Below are 19,857 nucleotides of genomic sequence, written 5' to 3' on the forward strand. Positions count from 1 at the left end.
CTTGAGGTTAGGTGGCCAGGTTCTGGGCGGTATGCGCGGGTTTCTTTGGGGGCGCAGGGGCAAAGGCTAGCCCAGCACGTGAACTGCACTAAGCAGGTGTGAGCCACTTTTCTATCTGAAGCGCGCGGGAAACGGGTTGAAAATTTATAACATGCACTTGCATGCCTAGGTCTGTGGGCGTAAAAACGCCGACGATAACGCCTCGCCAGCCCCGATTCAGGGCAAGCCCAGCACCAACCTGAATCTTGGGGACTACCATGGCTATCCAAACTGACGCGCTGCGCGCTCGCCTTTTGTGCGGGACAGCGCTTACTCTAATTTCTGTTCTGCCTGCCACCGCGCAGGAGCTTGAGGGAGATGTCATCTCTCTTGATCCGATCCTGGTGCGCCAGCAGGATGAAAAGGGCAATGCCGCTGACCGGTCCTCATCGGTTTATGTGGCCGATGCGGAGCTGGAACGCGCCCGTATGGGGGATGTCAAAGATCTGTTTGCGGGTATCGCCAGTGTCTCGGTTGGTGGTGCAATCCCGGTTGCGCAGAAGATTTTTGTCAACGGTGTCGACATGCTGAACCTGGCGATCCAAGTGGATGGCGTGTCGCAGAATAACCGGGTTTTTCACCATCTCAGTGCCAATGCTTTTGATCCTGGTCTGATGAAATCTGTGCGCGTTGATCCCGGTGTCGCGCCTGCAGATGCCGGCCCGCGGGCCATGGCGGGACGTGTTGTGATGGAAACGGTGGATGCCGAAGATATCCTGACCGAAGGTCAAAGCGTCGGCGGCACCGCACGTATGAGCTATGGGGGCAACGGCGGGACGGCACAGGGCTCGCTCACCCTGGCCGGCGAAAGCAACGGTTTTGAAATCGTCGCCTATGCAAAACGCGCCACGGGTGACAATTTTGAGGATGGCGACGGAACCGAAATGACCGGAACCGCAGCCAACATGACCGCAGCCCTGCTGAAGCTGGGCTACGAGTCAGAGCAGGGGCACCGGCTTGAGTTCTCGGCGCAGCAGATTGAAGATGAGGAATGGCGCAACGATAAGCCGAACTTTGGACCAAGCTCAGGCGGTACCTATGCCTATCTGATCAAGCGCTATAACTACTCTTTGCGCTATGAGAATGTGAACAACACGGGCCTGTGGGACCCTGCTGTAACCCTTGGTTATTCAGGCACTGATGTCGATCGCCCCAATGATGCCTGGGCTGGCTCTACCAATTCGACCTCACGCACCTACTCCCTGGTGCTGCAAAATGAATTCCACCTGTCTGACAGCAACAAAATTACCGCGGGTGTCGATTTCCAGAACCGTAAAACCTCGATCTCGGGTTCCTGGGTGACACCGGACTTTGCATCAGAAGAATCCGACAATATCGGCGTCTTTGCCCAGGCCCGACTTGAGCCGACAGCCCGTCTGAATATTTCTGCCGGTATGCGCTATGACTGGCAGGACTTTACGGGCTATCAGTGGCTCCCAACGGATAGTATTCATACTTCTTCCCATAGCGGCGCCAGTGGGAACCTGTCAGTGACCTATGAGGTGACGGATAACTTCTCGCTGCGGGCGGGGTACTCGAATGTCTTTGGGGGACTGGACCTTGGCGACAGTTTTGAGTTCTGGTTGACGCGGGACTATTCGGGCCTGCGGCCGTCGCGGGCTCAGAACATCATCATCGGGGCCGATTGGACGCCGGGGGCCTGGACCATCAGCGGCGAGCTGTTCAAGACAAAATTTGATGATGCGCGAGACGGTACAACCGTGGTGGATTTTGAAACCCAGGGCGTCAACATCGGCGCGACCTATGGCTGGGGCAGCGGCTTTGCGCGTCTGAGCTATGCCTATAGCGATGCCACACTCGATGGTGCCCCGTCGAGCAGCTTCGATCTGCGGGACTTTGGCGCACCTTTGGGGCATGTCCTGTCTGTGGAAGTGCAGCAGGAACTGATGCAGTATAACACCCTGCTGGGCGGCAGCATTGAAGCGGCAGCATCCTATGACGCTGGTGGATCTTACGCAGGCAAAGAACTGCCAAGCTATGTTGTTGCCAATGTCTTTGCCGAATACACGCCACCGGCGTGGAACGGTGTGAGCATTCGGGGCAGCATCAATAACCTGTTTGATGAAACCTATGCGGACCGGGCGACCTATGGCGGTGAATTCACTGGCTTCCAAACCATGAACGAACCGGGCCGCAACTTTGTCGTCGAAGCGGTGATGAAGTTCTAAAACTCTGCCCAGATTGCCCAGATTGTGCTGACTGCCCTAGAACCAAATGGTTTCAGGGCAGCAGTTTTATCAACAGGCGGGACAGGGTGTAGGCCTCGTCCGTTGTCATATGAGGACCAATCTCATCTTGCATTGCATCCCAGTAGACCGGCCAGATCCGGGCGTGCATGCCTTTGCCCTGTTCAGTCAGAAAAAGGATCTGCTTGCGCCGACCGTCGGCAATGAATTCGCGCCGCAACAGCCCTGCTTTTTCCATCCGGGAAATGTGGCGCGACAGGGCATATTGAGCGACAAAAAGCTTATCCTCCAGCGCCGCCATGGGTTGGCCGCCGGGGCCAGCCAGCTCGACCTCAAGCAGAATTTCATACCAGATCGGATCATTGATGCCGCAGGTTTTCAGCGCCTTGGCAATGCGCGGCAGAAATTTGCGCTGGGCGCGCATGATGTTGAACCAAACACGGTTGTAGGAAACGACAGGGGTGTTGTCTCCGAAGTAATCTGCACTGCTGGAGTGTTCATCTCTGGCCGTCATAGGGAAACCTGCTGGGAATGCCGGAGTTATTCTAATCGGCTGCAAAGGCAGATTTCAACACCCAGAGTGAATGAAAAAAACAGGGAAACCCAGAATGTTAGTAGCCAATCCAAGCCAGGGTGATATTTTGAGAACCGAAGCGGAATTCCGGTCTGCGCGCGCTTCGGGATACCTCGCCACGATGGCGAGTCATTTCTCGCATAAAATCGAAGTTACTGAAGTCGATGACGCGGTGCACCTGCGGTTCGTCTGCGGGCTTGCGGTGCTTCGCGCGACCACGGACAGCTTGCATATGTGCATTGAGGCGCCCTCAAAGGAGGAGATGCAGCAGACCTGTCAGGTGGTCGAAAGCCATCTTTTGCGCTTTGCCTTTCGCGAAAATCCTGAACCACTGGTCTGGCGCAAACTGTGATGGTGTTCTGGCCTTTGCCTGCGACCCAGAAGCGCTGGACAGGGCAAATACAATTCAATAGTCACATGATGAAACCCCTGCAGAGCCAGCTTCGGTCAGCCATGCAATATTGATGGAGAGATCAATGTTGAAACCGCTGATTACCCTGGTGGCGCTGGCCTGCAGCACCGCCGCCTTTGCCGATCCTATCGAAGTGCGAACCTATCGTGGGCAGCAACAGGTTGAAGCCCTGCCTCAAAAGATCGCAGTATTTGATGTGGCCGCTTTGGATACGCTGGCGGCGCTGGGGGTGAAACCCGCTGGGGTCATCGGCAATCTTTATGTTGATTACCTGGACGAGGTGGCGCAGGGGGCCGAAATTGTGGGTTCCTTGTTTGAGCCCGACTTTGAAAGCATCAATGCGCTGGCACCGGACCTGATCCTCGCTGGGGGCCGGTCTTCCACCCAGGTAGAGGCGCTGGCTGAGTTTGCCCCAACCCTGGATATGACCATCTATGGCGATGATTTGATGGCGGTGGCGCTGCAAAGGCTCGAGGATTATGGCCGCCTGTTTGGCAAGGAGGCTGAGGCGACAGTGCTGCTGGACAGTTTTCAGGCCAAACTGGAGCAGACCAAATCCCTGGCCCGTGGCAAGGGCTCCGCGCTGATCGTGATGACAAACGGCCCCAAGATTTCCGCCTTTGGTGCCAATGGTCGCTTTGGCTGGCTGCACACAACGCTGCAGGTGCCGCAGGCCGCTGCAGATCTGGGGCTGAATGCCCATGGGGAGGCGGTTTCCGCAGAGTTCATCCGTGATGCCAACCCGGATTACCTGTTTGTCGTCGACCGCCTGTCGGCCATTGGCCAGGGCGGCGCGGATGCAAAGGCCACATTGGACAATGATCTGGTGCGCCAGACCACAGCCTGGCAAAAAGGTCAGGTGATCTATCTGGATGCAGCCAGCCTTTATATTTCGGGTGGTGGAATTCAGTCGATGAACCGGGTGCTGGACCAGCTGATCGCAACCTTTGAGGCGAATGGCTAACCCATGCCGCGTCTCTGGCTGCTGATCTGCCTCTGTTTGATCCTTCTGCTATCCGTGTTGTCCATCTTTGTCGGGGTGATTGACCTTACCCCGGTGGCGCTGTTGCGGGATCCGGAGGCGCTGCAATTGCTGGCGGTCAGCCGCCTGCCGCGTACCGCTGCGGCGGTGCTGACAGGCTGTTCTATGGCGGTCAGCGGCCAGATCATGCAGATCCTGGTGCGCAATAAATTTGTCGAGCCCATCAGTGCAGGCACAGGGCAGGCGGCGGCGCTGGGCATATTGTTGTCTGTCTTGCTGTTCCCGGCCGCGGGTCTGGCGGTCAAGATGAGCTTGGCCGCCGTCACCGCACTGCTGGGGACGCTTGGGTTTTTGGCCCTGGTGCAACGCCTGCCCCCAACCGAGCCCCTATTGGTGCCGCTGGTGGGGCTGGTCTATGGCGGGATCCTGGGCGCGGTGATGGTGTTTATCGCCTATCAGGTGGATCTGATCCAATACATTGATGTCTGGATGTTGGGCGAGTTTTCTGGCGTAATGCGAGGCCGATATGAGCTGTTGTGGCTAGCGGGGATCGCTGCCTTTGTCAGCTATCTGATTGCTGATCAATTTGCCATTTTGGGGCTAGGGCGCGACATGAGCCTGAGCCTGGGGCTCAACCATCGCCAAGTCATGGCCATGGGGCTGCTCTGTGTCTCGGTGGTGTCTGCCCTTACGGTGGTCACAGTGGGCATGTTGCCCTTTATTGGGCTGATCATTCCCAATCTGATCAGCCGTCAACTGGGCGATAACCTGCGGGCGACCCTGCCGGTGACGGCGCTGTTGGGCGGGGTTTTTGTGCTGGGCTGCGATATCCTGGCCCGGGTTGTGCGCCATCCCTATGAGGTGCCGGTGGGCACGATCTTTGGGGTGCTGGGCACGCTGGCCTTTTTGTGGCTGATCTATGCGAGGCCGCGCAATGCTTAGGCTCCGTTTCCTCTGGCTGATCCTCGCCCTTGTTGTGGTCTCGGCGCTGTTTCTAACCCTTGAGGCCAAGGGAAGCTGGAGTTTTACCCTATGGTTTCGGGGGCAAAAATTGGCCAGTCTTCTGCTTATTGGGGCCGCGGTCTCAACCGCGACCATCCTGTTTCAGACCATCACCCATAACCGTATTCTGACCCCCTCCATCATGGGGTTTGATGCGCTGTTCCTGTTGATCCTGACCTTGATGATCTTTGGTATGGGGGCAGGGGCCTATGCGCAGGTGCCCAAGGTGACGCTGTTCCTGATCAATCTGATCCTGCTGACGCTGGCTTCGGTTGCGCTGTTTACGCTGCTGCTGCGCGACCAACGCAGTGATCTGATGCGCATGGTGCTGACTGGCATCATTCTGGGGGTGCTGTTTCGATCGCTGGTGCTGTTTATCCAACGGTTGATTGATCCAAGCGAGTTTGCGGTGCTGCAGTCGACCTCCTTTGCCCGCTTTAACAAGGCCGACCCGGATCTTTTACTGGTGAGCGCTGTTCTGGTCTGTCTGGCCGGGGGCGCTATTTGGCGGATGCGTCATCGGCTTGATGTTCTGGCACTGGGCGAGGTGCTGCCGGTCAGTCTGGGGGCGGATCCGCGGCGGGGGCAGCTTACGGTGTTGATGCTGATTTCGGTGCTGGTTTCGGTCTCGACTGCGCTGGTGGGGCCGGTGGCATTCCTGGGGCTTTTGGTCAGCAGCCTGACGTACCGCGTGATCCCCAGCTGGCACCATGGCCATATTCTGCCTGCGGCCATTTTGATTGGCGGCATCACATTGGTGGGCGGGCAATTGGTGCTGGAGCGCATCTTGCACTTTGAAACTCCGCTTGCCGTTGTGGTGGAATGCCTTGGCGGTTTGGTCTTTCTGATTTTGATCCTGCGAAAGGGCAGCACATGATCCGCATCCGCAATGTCAGCCATCAGATTGCCGGGCAGCCCATCCTGCAAGGTGTAGACCTCGATATCCCGGATGGGGGGCTGACGGCGCTTGTCGGGCCCAATGGCGCGGGGAAATCAACGCTGCTGTCGCTGGTGGCACGCCTGCAGAGCCTGCAAACAGGCCAGATTGAGATCAACGGCCAGGATTTACAGCAGATCAGCCATGGTGATCTGGCGCAGCTGCTGGCCATCCTGCCGCAGGTTTTGACCAGCACCCATCGCATCAGTGTCGAAGATCTGGTTGGCTTTGGTCGCTATCCCTACAGTCGGGGGCGTCTGGGACCAAAGGACCGAGCGGTTATCGCCGAGGTTCTGGAGAGCTTTGAGCTGCAAGAGATCAAACACCGGTTCCTGGATACCCTGTCGGGCGGTCAGCGTCAGCGCGCCTATACCGCCATGGCCTGGGCGCAGGACACCGAATATCTGCTGCTGGATGAGCCGTTGAACAATTTGGACATAGCCGCATCGCGCAGTCTGATGTCGCGGCTCAAAAGCCTGGCTGCACGGCAGAGGCGCACGATTGTCATTGTCCTGCACGACATCAATTACGCAGCGGGCTATGCCGATCATATTGTCGCCATGAAGGCGGGGCGGGTTGTCACGGCGGGCCCGCCGCAGGCGGTGGTCAGTGAAGCCTTTTTGCATTCGGTCTTTGACACAGATGCCAGGGTGATAATGGCCAATGAAAGGCCGCTGGTGATCGTTTAACGCGCGCCGTTGCGACAGCTGGGCTCTGTTAAAAAAGTATTTTTTGCCACGTCTTGAAGACTCATCCCCTAGCCCTTAACAGTTTGTGCCAGCCATTCTCTGCACCCCATGCACGCAGGGACCAAGCCATTGACCCCATCCTTTAGGAGGCGAAAATGGCCACTAAAAAACTCTCTCTATTTCTGTTGATGAGCACAGCCCTGGTGCCTGCACTGGCCGCGGCTGATGATATTCTGCTGGACCCAATCAATGTCACTGGCGACGTGGAAAACCAACACGGTACTGTATCATTGTCGGGGGAAACCCTCGAAGATCTGTCTCCCCGCGAGATGTCAGATCTGTTTGCCGGTGAAGCCTCGGTGATGAGCTCGGTCATCCCCACTGGCAACAAGACCTATGTGAATGGTCTGGACACTTCGATGATGAACGTGACCATCGATGGCACCCTGCAGGGCGATGGCGTGTTCCACCATGCCACCACCGGCATGTATGACCCGGCCCTGTTTAAAGCTGCCACCATCAAACCTGGGGTTACCGCAGCAGATCATGGGCCACGGGCCAACGCGGGGTCGATCGCTTACGAAACCAAGGATGCGGCGGATCTGCTGCAGGAGGGCGATTATTTCGGCGGCGTGGCCAGCCTGTCCTATGACAGCAACAGCGCCGCCTTCCGCCGAGATCTGACCCTCTATGGTCGCCAGGGCGCCTTTGAATATATTCTTTATGGATCCAAGGCGACAGGCGATGACTATCAGGACGGCGCGGGCACGACCTATCGCGGGTCTGCCGCTGACCTGACCTCGTTTCTGGGTAAAATCGCCTATCAGTGGGACAATGGCTATCGTCTGGAGTTTTCCGGGTCCGAAAGCCAGGATAGCGGCTGGCGACAGGCGCGGCCGAATTTTGGCGATCTGACCACGGCGGTGTTCCCTCTGTTTGACACCAAGGTCGAACAAAGCAACTACAGTCTGACCCTGAAGAATGAAAACGCCACCGGCGGGTTTTCTCCTGAGTTCCACCTTGGCTTTTCTTCCAGCTTGCTGGATCAGGGCGACCCGGTCGACCCGAGCTACACGCGGCCGTTGTGGGGCGGTGAGGTCGAAACCTGGAATGGTAAGATCCAGAATGAATTCCTGCTTGGCAATCACAGCCTGACAGCCGGGATCGACTTTTTTGAACAGCAAGGCACCGGTGGGGCCATTCAGGGCAGATATACAGACCCTGCATTGGTGGGGGGCTCTTTTGGACCCTATAGCGAAAAAACCAGCAATGTCGGGATCTTTGCCCAGATGCGGTCAGAGCTCTCTGATGTATTCTCGCTGTCTTATGGTCTGCGCGCAGACCACCAGAACTTTACTGGCTGGGACGGGAGCAAGCTTTCGGATGACGGCTTCTCGTACAATATCTCGGGCAGCTATGCACTCAGCGATGCGGTGACACTCGAGGCCGCCTATTCCCAGGTCTGGGGCGGCTTTGAGCTGGGTGAAACCGCGATCATCAACTACTCTTACCCTTGGGTGAACTACGCGGGGATGCAGGCGCAAGAGACGGAGAACCTGCGTATTGGGCTCAAGGTGAACACAGGTAATTGGGATGCGAGCTTTGCCCTGTTCCGCACCGATGCCGAGAATATTCGCACCCGCAACAGTGCCGACCAGGCGAGCGCCAGCAATATTGTCACTGAAGGTGTCGATGCGGCGCTGGGTTATAGTTTTGCGTCAGGTTATCTGCGCGGCACCTATAGCTATGCCGACGTGACCCAAGACGGCCAGATCTCCACTACCACCAACTACTATGCGGCGCAGCCCATGGGGCATATCCTGGCGATCCAGGGGGCTTTTGACGTGGCGACCGATTGGAGAGTAGGCGGCACCGCCGAGGCGGCCCTGTCGCTGGACCTCGCCAATGTCACATTGCCGGGATACGAGGTGGTCAATCTGTTCGCCGAGTATAAACCAGCCCGTGTTCAGGGACTTACCGTGCGTGCCGAGATCAACAATCTGTTCGATAGCTACTACATCTCACGCGCCACCCAGGGCAGCGACAATGGTCGGGTTCTGGCCTATGGCGAGCCTGGACGGTCGCTTGCAGTCACCGCACGGCTGGCATTTTAGGCCACAGGCTTGGGCGGCGAAATCAACGGTCCCGGATTTTCCGGGGCCGTTCTTTCTTTTGCTAAGGGAAAACGCAGGCAGGCCTGAAGCAGCAGGCGCCGATAAACCGCATAAAAACATGGCAAATCGGCAACAAGAAGATGCGCCGCCCCTGTCACTCTTGACCTTGCCTGCGGGAATACTTAGCGCAACGATACCCAGCTCTCCGTCAGGCAAAAACAATAACCGCAGCATAGGCGGAGATGGGATATGCTTTTACACCGAACGACCGTTTCGATTTGGGCTTTGATGGCGGCAACGCCTCTTATGGCCCAGGTTGTTGACCTTCAAGAAATCAATGTCTCGGGCGAGACCGAGGAAGCCTACTTTGGCAAGAGCGTCGCGCTCGACACTGGAACCGTGTCAAAGACCGGCGACAGTATTCTGGAAACACCTCGCTCCGTCAGCGTGATCACCGCGCAGCAGATGGCCGAGCGTGGCGCGCAAAGTGTGGACCAGGTTCTGCAGTACTCGGCCGGGATTGTTGGCGGCCAGTGGGGCCAGGATGCCCGCTCGGATTGGTCCCTGATCCGTGGCTTTTCCCCCTCGACGCTGCACGACGGACTGCCCTCGCGCTATGGGTACTACAACGATACCAGACCTGAGACCTTTATGCTGAACAGTGTTGAGGTTCTCAAAGGTCCGGCCTCCGGGCTTTATGGCAGCGGCTCTGTTGGTGGGGTGGTCAATACCACCTCAAAAACAGCGGCGCAGGATGCCGATAACATGGTGCAGGTTCAGGCGGGCTCCAATGACCGAATGCAAATCGCCGGGGATGTCAGCGGCGATCTGAATGCGGCAGGCACGCTGCGCTATCGCTTTGTCGGATTGCTGCGGGAATCCAAGGATTCCGTAGATTTCTCCCAGGATGATGCCATTGCTTTGGCGCCTTCGATCACCTGGCGGCCCAGTGAAAACACTGAGCTAACTGTGCTGGCCAACTATCAGAAGAACGATGGCAGCCCGCTGATCCAGTTTGCCTCGATCTATGGGACATTACTGCCGGCGACCGGCTTTGGCACCGGGACATATCTGGACAGTGATACCTTTATCGGTGAGCCGGGCTTTGACACCTATGACACCGAGCAGCGCGCGATCACAGCGATGTTCAAGCACCGCTTCAATGCGACCTGGAGCATGAATGCCAGTGCGCGCTACCTAGAGGGCGAGTCCCTGTATCAGCACGCCTGGTGGGCCTTTGATAACACTGGCAACGGGCGCTACAACCCGGATGGCACCATCAACCGGACGTTCTACCGGGCTGAAAATGAGCTGAAAACCTGGGGGCTGGACAGCTATGCCACAGCTGAATACGGCCTGGGCGGCATTGAGATGCGCACCATTCTCGGAGCCAGCTATACCCAGGGCTACTATGACAGCGATACTGGCTATGGAACCCAGGTCGCCCCCATTGATCCGTTCAATCCAACCTATGGCGGTTTCAACCCGATCACGGTAGCGGACACGGCAGGCAATACCATCACCGAATGGGGCGTCTATCTGCAGCAGCGCGCGGTTTTCCAGGATCGGCTCTTTGTGGATCTTGGTCTGCGCTACGGCGATATCGAGACCGGCACCAGCAATGGCAGCTTTGGTGCCACAACAGTGGCGGCACAGGACAGCGCCTGGAGCGGAAACGCGGCAGTGCTCTACCGCTTTGATAACGGGTTGGCGCCCTACCTCAGCTATGCTCAAAGCTTCCGGCAGGATGCCATTGGGGCGGATGTCAATGGTACCCCGTTCGAGCCAACCGAGGGAGAGCAGGTCGAAGTGGGGCTGAAGTATCAACCCGTTGGCACAGATACGCTGCTGACGGTATCGGCCTTTGATCTGACCAAATCCAATCTGACGGTGGCAGATCCCGCCAACCCCGGCTTTCAGGTGCAAACCGGAGAGGCCCGGGCCAAGGGCTTTGAATTTGAGGCCTTCCACCGCTTTGGCGATGTCTCGGTCAATTTTGCCTATACCTATCTCGATACCGAGGATGCCGACGGGGATTACATCGCTCAGGTGCCTAAAAACGCAGCCTCGCTTTGGGTGAACTACGAACCGCTGGATGGGGCGATGGCCGGCTGGAAGCTGGGCGCGGGGATGCGCTACAACGGCGAGGCCTGGGGTGGTGCCAGCACCTATCTGACGCCGTCCTATACGCTTTATGACGCGGCAGTATCCTATGGCCAAGACAATTGGCTGGTGGCGCTGAATCTACGCAACCTCACAGATGAGCGCTACATGGCAACCTGCCAGTCCGGCTCTTGCTACTTTGGTGAAGGCAGAAATGTTGCCCTGACCCTGACCTCCAAATTCTAAAACCATCCCAGATGCAACGTAAACAAAGACCCCGCGCCCTGTTGATAGGGCGCGGGGTTTCTTGTGGGGTGATGCTGGGGGAAGGGCGTGGCGCTACTTGGCAAAGCTCATCGGCAGGTTGAAGGTGAACTGAGAGGCACCAATACCCTTGGGAGCTTTGGGAAATTTTCCGGCCCGGCTGACGGCCTTTAGCGCCGCCTGATCAAAGGCGGTAACGCCCGAGGATTTGGCGACCCGGTAGTTGACCAGCGTACCGTTGGCGGCCACCGTAATGCGCAAAACCACCCGGCCAGATCCGCGTGTCCCGGATGGGTAGCGTTTACGCCGTTCAATCCGGGAGCGGATCTTTGCCCCCCAGATCGACTGAAGCTTTGCCCTTTGCCCTGCGGAGCTGGTGGCCGTTGTGGCACCGCCCGCGGCGCCGGCCTGAGCCCCTCCACCAGATCCGGCAGCACGTTGTGCTGCGCGGCCAGCAGAGGTCTGATTGGAGGTCTGCGCTGTTGGCGGCGTCTCCACCGGTTTGGGCGCTGGCTTGGGGCGCGGTTTTGGTTCCGGCTTTGGTTCGGGTTTGGGCTCCGGTTCTGGCGGGGGCGGTGGAGGAGGCGTTGACTGATCAATCTCCACCACATCCGCCTCTTCTGGTTCCTCTAGGGCCACAAGCACAGCGGCACGCGGGGCATCGGCCAGTTCAAACTGGGGCATCTGCGGCGCATCTGTTGGTGTTCGCGGCTGTTCCAGGTCCGGTTTCACCATCTGCGGACGCGGCGGCGGGCGCTCCCAGGCCTCAACCATTTCAGCAACCGTGGCGCTGGCGGCTTCGATCGAGACCATGGCCTCGCCCCCGGCGCCGCTGGACTGCACGCCTGATTTCGGGGCCGAGGCAAAAAGGCTGACATGGATAAGCGCGGCCAGGCCAGCAAACAGGGTTATTTCTGCGGTACGTTTCATTGTGGTGTCACCACCAATTCGGCACGGGCAAGCCCCGCTGCCGCCAGCTTTTTCAGAATACCCGCCAGAGTGGTGGCTTCCAGCTTGGCGTCAGCCCGCAGCAGCACCACCGAAGTGTCGGCACTCACGCGCGCCAGCATCTCTAGCGCGGCCTCACCTTCGGCCCCGTCAAAATGCATCCGCCCATCGGCATCTATGTAGAGCACAGACTTAGCTTCGGCTTCTGCCTCAAGATTGGCACCGGGCGGCGTGACCTCAAAGGGTTCGGGCTGCGCCAGATGTGAGGTCATCAGAAAGAAGATCAGCAGCAGAAACACCACATTGATCATCGGCACAATGGATTCCGCGCGAGGGCGTTTCACAGCAGGGGACAGGTCCATTGCGCGTCTCACTCCACCAGCACGACGTTGACCAGCCCGGCGTCGCGCAGCAGGGTCGTCACGTCGATGATACGTTGCAGATCGGCCCCATCGCGGCCGCGCAGGATGAGAATATCCTCCGGCGAGGACATCAGCGGCGCCAGCGCCAGGGGCAGGTGGCTGGCGGCGATGGGAACGCCATTCAGATCCAGATTACCCGCCCCAATCCCCACCAGTCGCGGCGGCCCGGTGTATTCACCGCCGCGCCCGGCAAGGGGCAGCTGCAATACCGCGTCGCTGCCAAAGCGCGAGGCCAGCATAAAAAAGACCAGCAGCAAGAAGACCACGTCGATCATCGGGGTCAGGCTGGGTTTGCGCCTCGGGCGTCTGGCTTGGGTGAATTGCATCGCCTTACTCGGCCGCCATGGGGAGGTCTTGGGGAACCTCGGCTACAAACAGCCGGGTGGCGCTGTCTTCTATATCCTGACGGATGCCGGTGATGACCGATTCAAACCAAGTAAGGGCCGCCGAAGCCGGGATGGCCACGGCCATGCCTGCAGCCGTGGTCAGCAGGGCTTCCCATATGCCCCCGGCCAGCAGCGCAGGGTCGGCCTTGGAGCCGGCCTGTTGCAGCGCCTGGAAGGCAGCGATCATGCCCAGAACCGTGCCCAGCAGACCCAGAAGCGGTGCAATTGTGGCGATCAGCTCCAGCGCGCCCAGCCCGGTGCCCGCCTTTGCGAGATGTTTTTTTGCAATTCTGGCGGTTTCTTCGCGGGCGCGGTCTTCGGGCAGTTGACGCAGGGCGGTCAACCCGGCGCTGACCACCTTGGAACGAATGCCCATTCGGCCCTCAACAATGGCCAGAGCCGCCGCTGGATTACCGGCCTCATAGGCCAAGACCGCCTTGCTGGCCTTGCCACGGGACCAGGCACCGATCAGCGCCAGGCGCCAGATCTTCCACAGGATCAGCGCCAGGGTGATCACCGAAAGCGCTGCAATGGCCCAGATCGAAGGTCCGCCGTCGCGCAGGAATTTCATCGCTTTGCCAGAGGTTTCCTCTGCCAGTTGCAACATTTCTTCCTGTCTGCTGAGCGGCTGCAGTGCGGGCAGTTCAACAGCTGCACCCTGCGCGGCACCATCGCCCAATTCGGCAGGCGCGGTGGCGGGGTCCGAGACCTCTTGCGAGACTGCAGAGGTGGAAGGTGGCGCAGCTGTGGTAGGGCTGTCGCTGGCTGTTGCCTCGAAAGCAGGTGTCGCAGGTGCTGCCATCGGCGCGGTGGCTTCCGCCGCTGTGCCCTCGACCGGGGGGGACAGGGCCGGACGCGCCGCATTCAAATCGGTTGGTGTCATAGGGGGCGTCACCAGGCCACTGCCCGTGCTGTCCACAGTGGGCGCGGCAAGGACGGGGGCCGCAGAGGCAGGGGCCTGGGCGGCTTCTTGCGCTGCGGCATAGGACGTCGCGGCCAACAACAGGACAGCTGAAAGAGAGATGTGCAGGGTCATGGCTTGCTCCAATAGGCGGCGATGTAGCTGGTTCCGGGGGCTGGTTTGTCGGCCTTCAGGGCTTCGCGCACTGGCGTCACATCTGACTTTTCGCTCGCCAGCCACAAAAAGTGATCCGGGTGTTCTCGATGCGCCGCCAAAGCCTGGCGCGGCACATCCTGGGCCTCTTCGCGGGTGAGCCAGCTGAGCGTGACCCCTGCAGGCGCGGCGATGGGATAGCCGCAGTCGGCGCCCTGTGCGGCGATCAGGGTCACCTGGCCGGTGCTATTGGCGGGTAGGGCTTCGAGAATACGCGCGACCGCCGGGAAAGCAGTTTCATCGGCAAAGATGCAGATCTTGGAACTTTCTGGAATGCCGCCGCCGCCAGGCCCGGCGATGACCAACAGATCGCCAATGCTGGCGCCCCGCACCCAGTTGGTTACGCGCCCCCCGTCGTGCAGGAAAACGTCAAAATCCAGCAACCCTGCCTGCCGGTCGATCCAGCGGGTGGTATAGGCTGGGCGATGCAGCGCCTTTTCCCCTTTGGGCCAGACAGTGGCGCCATTTTCCGCAAGGCTGGGCCATTCCGGTTCGGTGCAATCCGGGGCGGGCAAGAGCAGGCGGAAGTGGATGGCGTCATCCTGGAAACTGCTTAGATCATCGGCCTGGATGCGCACCCGAAGAAAGGAGGTTCCCACCGGCGTGACAGAGACAACCCGGGTGAAGTGCAGATTTGGCGGGCGGTTGGGCAGGGTTGCGCTATCCGACCAACGCAGGTCCTTTGCCGCCTCGGGCAGCAGCTGGGACAGGGTTTCGCTAAAACTGTCTTTGAGCATGAACAAGCGGTCCGGAAGCGCCGCTGAAATCCGAATGTGGATGCCACCTTCTGCGGGTTCAAAACGGTATTGCCCAAAGGAGGGCACCTCAATGCTGACAGCGCTTTCGCTGTCCTCCACGACCCGCAGTTCGTGCTCCTGGGCCTGGTGCAGCATCACCTGCCGCATGGCGGCATGGGACAGGCCGGTCAGCAGGGCTGTGGCATCAATTGGGAAACTTGGGTTTATCGTCATGCTACAGTCCTATTCGGGGATGACATGTGGGGTGCCGTGCACCGGGTCGGAAATGATCTGACATTTCAGATCAAAGACCTGTTCCATATTGTTTCGGGTGACGACCTCGGCGGGGCTACCCGTGGTGAAGATTGCGCCTGCGTGCAGGGCGATGATGTGATCGGCAAATCGGGCGGCCAGATTGATGTCATGTAGAACCATGGCCACGGTTTGATTGCTCTGTTGGTTGAGCGACTGGATCAGGGACAGAAGCTCGATCTGATGTGGCAGGTCCAGGTAGGTCGTCGGCTCATCCAGCAGCAGGATCTCGGTGTCCTGTGCTAGGGCCATTGCGATCCAGGCCCGTTGTCGCTGACCGCCAGACAGGGCTTCGAGGGGGCGGTTGGCATGGGGGGCCATGCCGGTCAGTTTCAGTGCGCGCCCAACGGCCTCTGCGTCCTGATGGGACCATTGCCGCAGCGCCGATTGATGTGGTGTGCGGCCACGCGTCACCAGATCCCGAACGGTCAGCCCTTCGGGGGCGCTGGGTGATTGCGGCAGGATGGCCAGACGTTGCGCAACCGAGCGGTTGGCCTGTTTATGGATGCTTTTGCCATCCAGAAAAATCTCACCGCTGCCGGGCTTTTGCAGCCGCGCCAGGGATCTGAGAAAGGTGGATTTGCCACAGGCATTGGGTCCGACGATGACGGTAATCTTGCCATCCGGAATATCGGCGCTCAGCGCCTTTAGGATGGGCGTATTGGCAAAGGCAACCGACAGGGCTTTGGCGTGCAGGCGGGCAGGGGCGGTCATTCAGAGCTTTCCTTTGCGAAATTGAACCATCAGCAGCCAGATCATTACCGGGCCACCGATCAGGGCGGTAAAGACGCCTGCGGGCAGTTGAATGCTGGGAACCAAGCGGGAGGCCGTATCTGCTGCCAGCACCAGCAGGGCGCCGATCACGGCCGCGCCCAGCAGGGCTGGCCTGCCATTGGGCACCAGGGCGCGCGCAATTGGTCCGGCGGCGAAGGCCACAAAGGGCAGGGGGCCGGCGGTGCAGACGGCAAGGGCCGCCAGCAGAATGCCCAGACCCGTGATCCCCAGGCGCAGCGGCGATAGCCGCAGGCCCAGGCTACTGGTCAGATCATCCGACAGGCCAAGCCGGGCCAAGGGGAAATGGACCCAGAAAACCGCCGGAGCCAAAAGCAGCAACCCGGACCAAACAAGCCAGACATCCTGCCAATCGCGCGCGTTCAGGGTGCCAATCAGCCATTCGGCCATATCGGCGGCGGTCCGGGCATCGGTCCGGCTCAGCAGTAAATCAGACAGGGCCGCCAGGGCAAAGCCAATGCCAAGCCCGATCAGCACCAGGCGCTGGGGATGCAAGCCGTCTTTCCAGGCGAGGCCTACAACCAGAACTGCTGTGAACAGCGCGCCAACAAGTGCGCCCAGCAACACATTGCCGCCGGTCAAAATGATCGCCAGCAGGGCGCCGCAGCTGGCGCCTGCGTTGAAGCCAATGACATCCGGCGATGCCAGCGGATTGCGCATCATGGTTTGAAACATCGCCCCGGACAGGCCAAAGCAAGCACCAGCGCCCAGGGCTGTCAGGATCCGTGGCAGTCGGTGATCCATCAGGATCATTCTGTCAATGTCTGAGCCCGCGCCCAACAGCACGCTGAGCCAGCTGGTCTCGGAGAAGGCATAGCTGCCAAGACGCAGGGCCAGAACCGCGCCCAGGGTGAGCAGCAGCATGAGGACAGAGCCGACGGCAACGGCGCGCTGTGAGACGGAGAGGGACAGGAAGGGCAGGCGTAGGCTCCAGCTCATAGCGCCGCCCGCCCATTGCGGCGGATCAACCAGACCAGAGCTGGCCCGCCGAGGAGCGCTGCCATAACCCCGGCCTGCATATTGCCGCCAAAGACCGGCAAGCGCCCCATGAGATCGGCAAGGATCATCAGCCCGGCCCCCAAAAGTGCGGAAAACAACAGGCACCAGCGCATATCTGCGCCCGAAAAACGCCGCGCCATATGGGGCACGATCAGGCCAACAAAGGCGATGGGCCCGGCCATCGACACCGTGGCACCGCAGAGGCAGACAATGGCACAAACGGCAAGCCCCCGCGCCAGTCCAACCCGCAGGCCCAGGCTGCGGGCGGTGTCCTCGCCCAGCATCATGGCGTTCAGGTTAAAGGAAGAAACCGCGGCAAGCGCCGCGCCCACGGCAAAGAAGGGCAGCAAAGCCGCAAGGGTTGCCATCTCAATCCCGTCCAGACCGCCCAGCACCCAAAAGCGATAAACATCCAGGCTGCGCTGGCTGATCAGCAACAGGCTTCGCCCGAGTGCCAGGAACAGCGCGCTGAGCGCCGCACCTGCCAGGATCAGCCGCAGCGGGGTGCCCTGACCTGCGCTGCCCAGGAAAAATACCAGAACCGTGCTGATCAACCCGCCGCCCATGGCAACCCAGACAAAGTAGGCCGGGTCGGAAATGCCCAGCAGAAAGATACAGAGGATCACCCCCAGCGACGCCCCGCCATTGATGCCCAGCAATCCGGGATCTGCCAGCGGGTTTCTTGTCAGGCTTTGGATCAAAGCCCCGGAACCGGCCAGGGCAGCTCCGGCCAGCCAGGCAGCCAGCAATCTGGGCAGCCGCATCCCCTGAAGGACCAGATGGTTGGCGTTTGTGGCATCATAGGCCACAAAGGAGTCCCAGATGCTGTGCCAGCTGATCGGGCGCAGGCCAAAACGCAGCGACAGGGCCGACAGCAATAGCAGGCTTAGGACGACCGTCAGCAGCCAGATCTGGCGGGCTGATGCACGGTGGTCAGAGCGGGGAGATGTAGCCTCGAGAATGGTCATGTCAGAAGCCTTCCGGCAGCAGGCCAGCCTCGGCGGTGCTGGAAACAGTGGTGGCGGGGTCGCCATCTATTGCCGCCTCCAACAAGGGCACCAGGCGATCCAGCGCATAGTTCAGGCTAAGTGGACTGGAATGTGACAGGGCCGCCGAGAGGAGCAAATCAGCATAGATCTCGCGGCCTTCGGCATAAGCGCGCAGGGTTGGGCGCAGCGGCATCCGTTGCAGCCGACTGACTGAGCCACCCGCGTCCAGCCAAATGAGGGCATCAACATCGATGGGGGAGAGGTCTTCCGGGGGGATCAGCACGTAGTAATTGTTGAAGGACGCCCGGGTGTTGATGGCATCCGGCACCTCGAAACCTAGGGCTTGGATAAACTGGCCGCGGATGTCACGGGCGGAATAGGCGCCATTCTGACCTGCCCAGACCATGACGGAACTGGCCCCTAGCCACTCCGGGTGGGCCTGACGAATGTTGTGAAAACGCGCGTCAATTTCGGCGATGATCTCTTCAGCCTGATCCAGACGTCCCGTGGCGCGCCCTAGGGTTCGCAACATTTCCTGCCAGGGAGTGCCATAGTCGCCATACTGTAATTGGGGCGGTACAGTTGGCGCAATTCGAGACAACAGCTGATATTCGCGCTTGGTCATTCCAGACCATTGGCCAACAATCAGATCCGGCTGCATGGCCGCGATGGCCTCGATATCGATCTCGCCCTGCATGACGATGGGCGTGGCCTCTCCCAAAGCTTCCTGCGCCCAGGGCCAGATGCCATAAGGATGCGGGCCAAACCATTTGCGCAGCGCGTGCGGTGGTCTTCCCAGCGCTAACAAAAAGTCGTGGCCAATAAAGCTGAGAGAAACGATGCGGCTTGGTTCGCTTTGAACTGTGGTCTCGCCGTATTGATGCTGGATCAACACCGGAAAGCGATCGGCCTGTGCATCTTTTGGTGTGGTTGCCACAGCCAGAAATACGGCCAACAGGCCTGCGCAACAGCGCCGGTTTGGGAAACACCAACACGCCAAGGCGGAAAAGAGAGGTGTCATTGAGACGAAGCTTGTGCGCACCATACTGCTCCAACGCGCTGTGAAAAGGCGCGAACCTACACAGCTATTGAATGGTATGGCTGGGCGTTAAGGAGGAGGGACACTCCACAACACCTTGCTTCGAGGAAAAGGTATAGGACGGACCCATATTTTTCCTTACGAGTTTTGTCAAGAATTGTGATGGACACAGAATCCAAAATTCATTGGGCTCAAAACTCCCTCAAACTGGGCTGCTCTGGAAAGCGACCTCTGCAACGCCCGGCAATCTCGCTATAAGCACGGCCTGAAACGCTACGCCGCTGCGTAAGGACCGATCAGCGGTGAGGTTTACAGCAAGATTTCGGCGGGGAGGGCAGCTCTGCGGACCGAAGCGGATATTGTTCTTTCGTCCGTAGGTGTCCGCTCTCCCGCAGGCAGACTAGAACATCCCATTGTCGTTTTTACTGTGGTCAGGCAATTCCTGTAACACATCCCAATGCTCAACGACCTTTCCGGCATCATCAAGCCGGAAGATGTCAATGCCCGCGTATTCAAGACCCTCGGGCCAGATCTGGTGGCAGTGAAGCACGACGTGGTTCCCTTCGGCGATGGCGCGTTTCACCTCGACGCGCTTGCCGGGGTACTCGGTAGCCATGCGTTCGAAATAGCTGATGAACCCATCTTTGCCGTCGCTGACATGGGGGTTGTGCTGGATGTAGTCGTCCCCGGCATAGCGCGCGATGGCCTTCGCCGGGTCGCAGTCGTTGAACATCATCTCGTAGAATGCGATGACGTTTGCCTTGTCGGCCTCGGAACTGCGGGTCATATCTTATCC

Annotated in this window: 19 protein-coding genes; 8 read left to right on the forward strand and 11 right to left on the reverse strand. The window is 59.3% G+C overall.

Annotated features, from left to right (window positions below):
• Positions 1-257: 257 nt before the first annotated feature.
• A complete protein-coding gene (locus N1037_08410) occupies positions 258-2,228 on the forward strand; it encodes a TonB-dependent receptor (GenBank protein UWS81020.1) in 1,971 nt (656 codons plus the stop codon).
• A gap of 52 nt (positions 2,229-2,280) precedes the next feature.
• Here the strand turns inward: N1037_08410 and N1037_08415 are convergent, their stop codons facing one another.
• A complete protein-coding gene (locus N1037_08415) occupies positions 2,281-2,760 on the reverse strand; it encodes a MarR family winged helix-turn-helix transcriptional regulator (protein UWS81021.1) in 480 nt (159 codons plus the stop codon).
• Between the two features lie 94 nt (positions 2,761-2,854).
• Here N1037_08415 and N1037_08420 point away from each other — a divergent pair, with 94 nt between their 5' ends.
• The 7 genes from N1037_08420 to N1037_08450 all read left to right on the forward strand — a co-directional run bounded on the left by N1037_08420 (position 2,855) and on the right by N1037_08450 (position 11,305).
• Positions 2,855-3,172 carry a DUF2218 domain-containing protein gene (locus N1037_08420; GenBank protein UWS81022.1) on the forward strand — a complete coding sequence of 106 codons (318 nt, stop codon included), beginning with the start codon at positions 2,855-2,857 and terminating at the stop codon, positions 3,170-3,172.
• Between the two features lie 124 nt (positions 3,173-3,296).
• Positions 3,297-4,196, forward strand: coding sequence for a siderophore ABC transporter substrate-binding protein (locus N1037_08425; GenBank protein UWS81023.1), 900 nt, complete (start codon positions 3,297-3,299; stop codon positions 4,194-4,196).
• A 3-nt stretch (positions 4,197-4,199) separates the two neighbouring features.
• Entirely contained in the window at positions 4,200-5,156 is a 957-nt protein-coding gene (locus tag N1037_08430; protein ID UWS81024.1) for an iron chelate uptake ABC transporter family permease subunit, read from the forward strand.
• Complete coding sequence (locus N1037_08435; protein ID UWS81025.1) at positions 5,149-6,093, forward strand: iron chelate uptake ABC transporter family permease subunit; 945 nt, start codon at positions 5,149-5,151, stop codon at positions 6,091-6,093. Before N1037_08430 ends, N1037_08435 begins: the two co-directional genes overlap by 8 nt.
• Positions 6,090-6,842, forward strand: a complete 753-nt coding sequence (locus tag N1037_08440) for an ATP-binding cassette domain-containing protein (GenBank protein UWS81026.1) — start codon at positions 6,090-6,092, stop codon at positions 6,840-6,842. Before N1037_08435 ends, N1037_08440 begins: the two co-directional genes overlap by 4 nt.
• Before the next feature lie 155 nt (positions 6,843-6,997).
• A complete protein-coding gene (locus tag N1037_08445; protein UWS81027.1) occupies positions 6,998-8,956 on the forward strand; it encodes a TonB-dependent receptor in 1,959 nt (652 codons plus the stop codon).
• 249 nt (positions 8,957-9,205) lie between these two features.
• A complete protein-coding gene (locus N1037_08450; protein ID UWS81028.1) occupies positions 9,206-11,305 on the forward strand; it encodes a TonB-dependent siderophore receptor in 2,100 nt (699 codons plus the stop codon).
• A gap of 93 nt (positions 11,306-11,398) precedes the next feature.
• On the opposite strand, the gene N1037_08455 is transcribed toward N1037_08450, so the two are convergent.
• The 10 genes from N1037_08455 to N1037_08500 form a co-directional block, all read right to left on the reverse strand.
• Positions 11,399-12,253 carry a TonB C-terminal domain-containing protein gene (locus N1037_08455; GenBank protein UWS81029.1) on the reverse strand — a complete coding sequence of 285 codons (855 nt, stop codon included), beginning with the start codon at positions 12,251-12,253 and terminating at the stop codon, positions 11,399-11,401.
• A complete protein-coding gene (locus N1037_08460) occupies positions 12,250-12,633 on the reverse strand; it encodes a biopolymer transporter ExbD (GenBank protein ID UWS81030.1) in 384 nt (127 codons plus the stop codon). Before N1037_08460 ends, N1037_08455 begins: the two co-directional genes overlap by 4 nt.
• Before the next feature lie 8 nt (positions 12,634-12,641).
• Complete coding sequence (locus N1037_08465; GenBank protein ID UWS81031.1) at positions 12,642-13,019, reverse strand: biopolymer transporter ExbD; 378 nt, start codon at positions 13,017-13,019, stop codon at positions 12,642-12,644.
• Between the two features lie 4 nt (positions 13,020-13,023).
• Positions 13,024-14,115 (reverse strand): MotA/TolQ/ExbB proton channel family protein, encoded by a 1,092-nt coding sequence (locus N1037_08470; protein ID UWS81032.1) that lies wholly within the window; start codon positions 14,113-14,115, stop codon positions 13,024-13,026.
• On the reverse strand, positions 14,112-15,164 hold the full coding sequence (locus N1037_08475) for a siderophore-interacting protein (protein UWS81033.1): 1,053 nt from the start codon (positions 15,162-15,164) through the stop codon (positions 14,112-14,114). Before N1037_08475 ends, N1037_08470 begins: the two co-directional genes overlap by 4 nt.
• Before the next feature lie 9 nt (positions 15,165-15,173).
• Positions 15,174-15,956 carry an ABC transporter ATP-binding protein gene (locus N1037_08480; GenBank protein ID UWS81034.1) on the reverse strand — a complete coding sequence of 261 codons (783 nt, stop codon included), beginning with the start codon at positions 15,954-15,956 and terminating at the stop codon, positions 15,174-15,176.
• The gene (locus tag N1037_08485; protein ID UWS81035.1) at positions 15,957-16,973 is read right to left on the reverse strand and encodes an iron chelate uptake ABC transporter family permease subunit; all 1,017 of its coding nucleotides are present in this window, start codon (positions 16,971-16,973) and stop codon (positions 15,957-15,959) included.
• Positions 16,970-18,001 carry an iron ABC transporter permease gene (locus N1037_08490; GenBank protein UWS81036.1) on the reverse strand — a complete coding sequence of 344 codons (1,032 nt, stop codon included), beginning with the start codon at positions 17,999-18,001 and terminating at the stop codon, positions 16,970-16,972. Before N1037_08490 ends, N1037_08485 begins: the two co-directional genes overlap by 4 nt.
• A gap of 1 nt (position 18,002) precedes the next feature.
• Positions 18,003-18,965, reverse strand: coding sequence for an ABC transporter substrate-binding protein (locus N1037_08495; protein ID UWS81330.1), 963 nt, complete (start codon positions 18,963-18,965; stop codon positions 18,003-18,005).
• A gap of 496 nt (positions 18,966-19,461) precedes the next feature.
• Positions 19,462-19,848: an ester cyclase gene (locus N1037_08500; GenBank protein ID UWS81037.1), complete on the reverse strand. Its 387-nt coding sequence runs from the start codon at positions 19,846-19,848 to the stop codon at positions 19,462-19,464.
• Positions 19,849-19,857: the final 9 nt, after the last annotated feature.

This window comes from Phaeobacter sp. G2, from assembly GCA_025163595.1.
Lineage (GTDB): Bacteria > Pseudomonadota > Alphaproteobacteria > Rhodobacterales > Rhodobacteraceae > Pseudophaeobacter.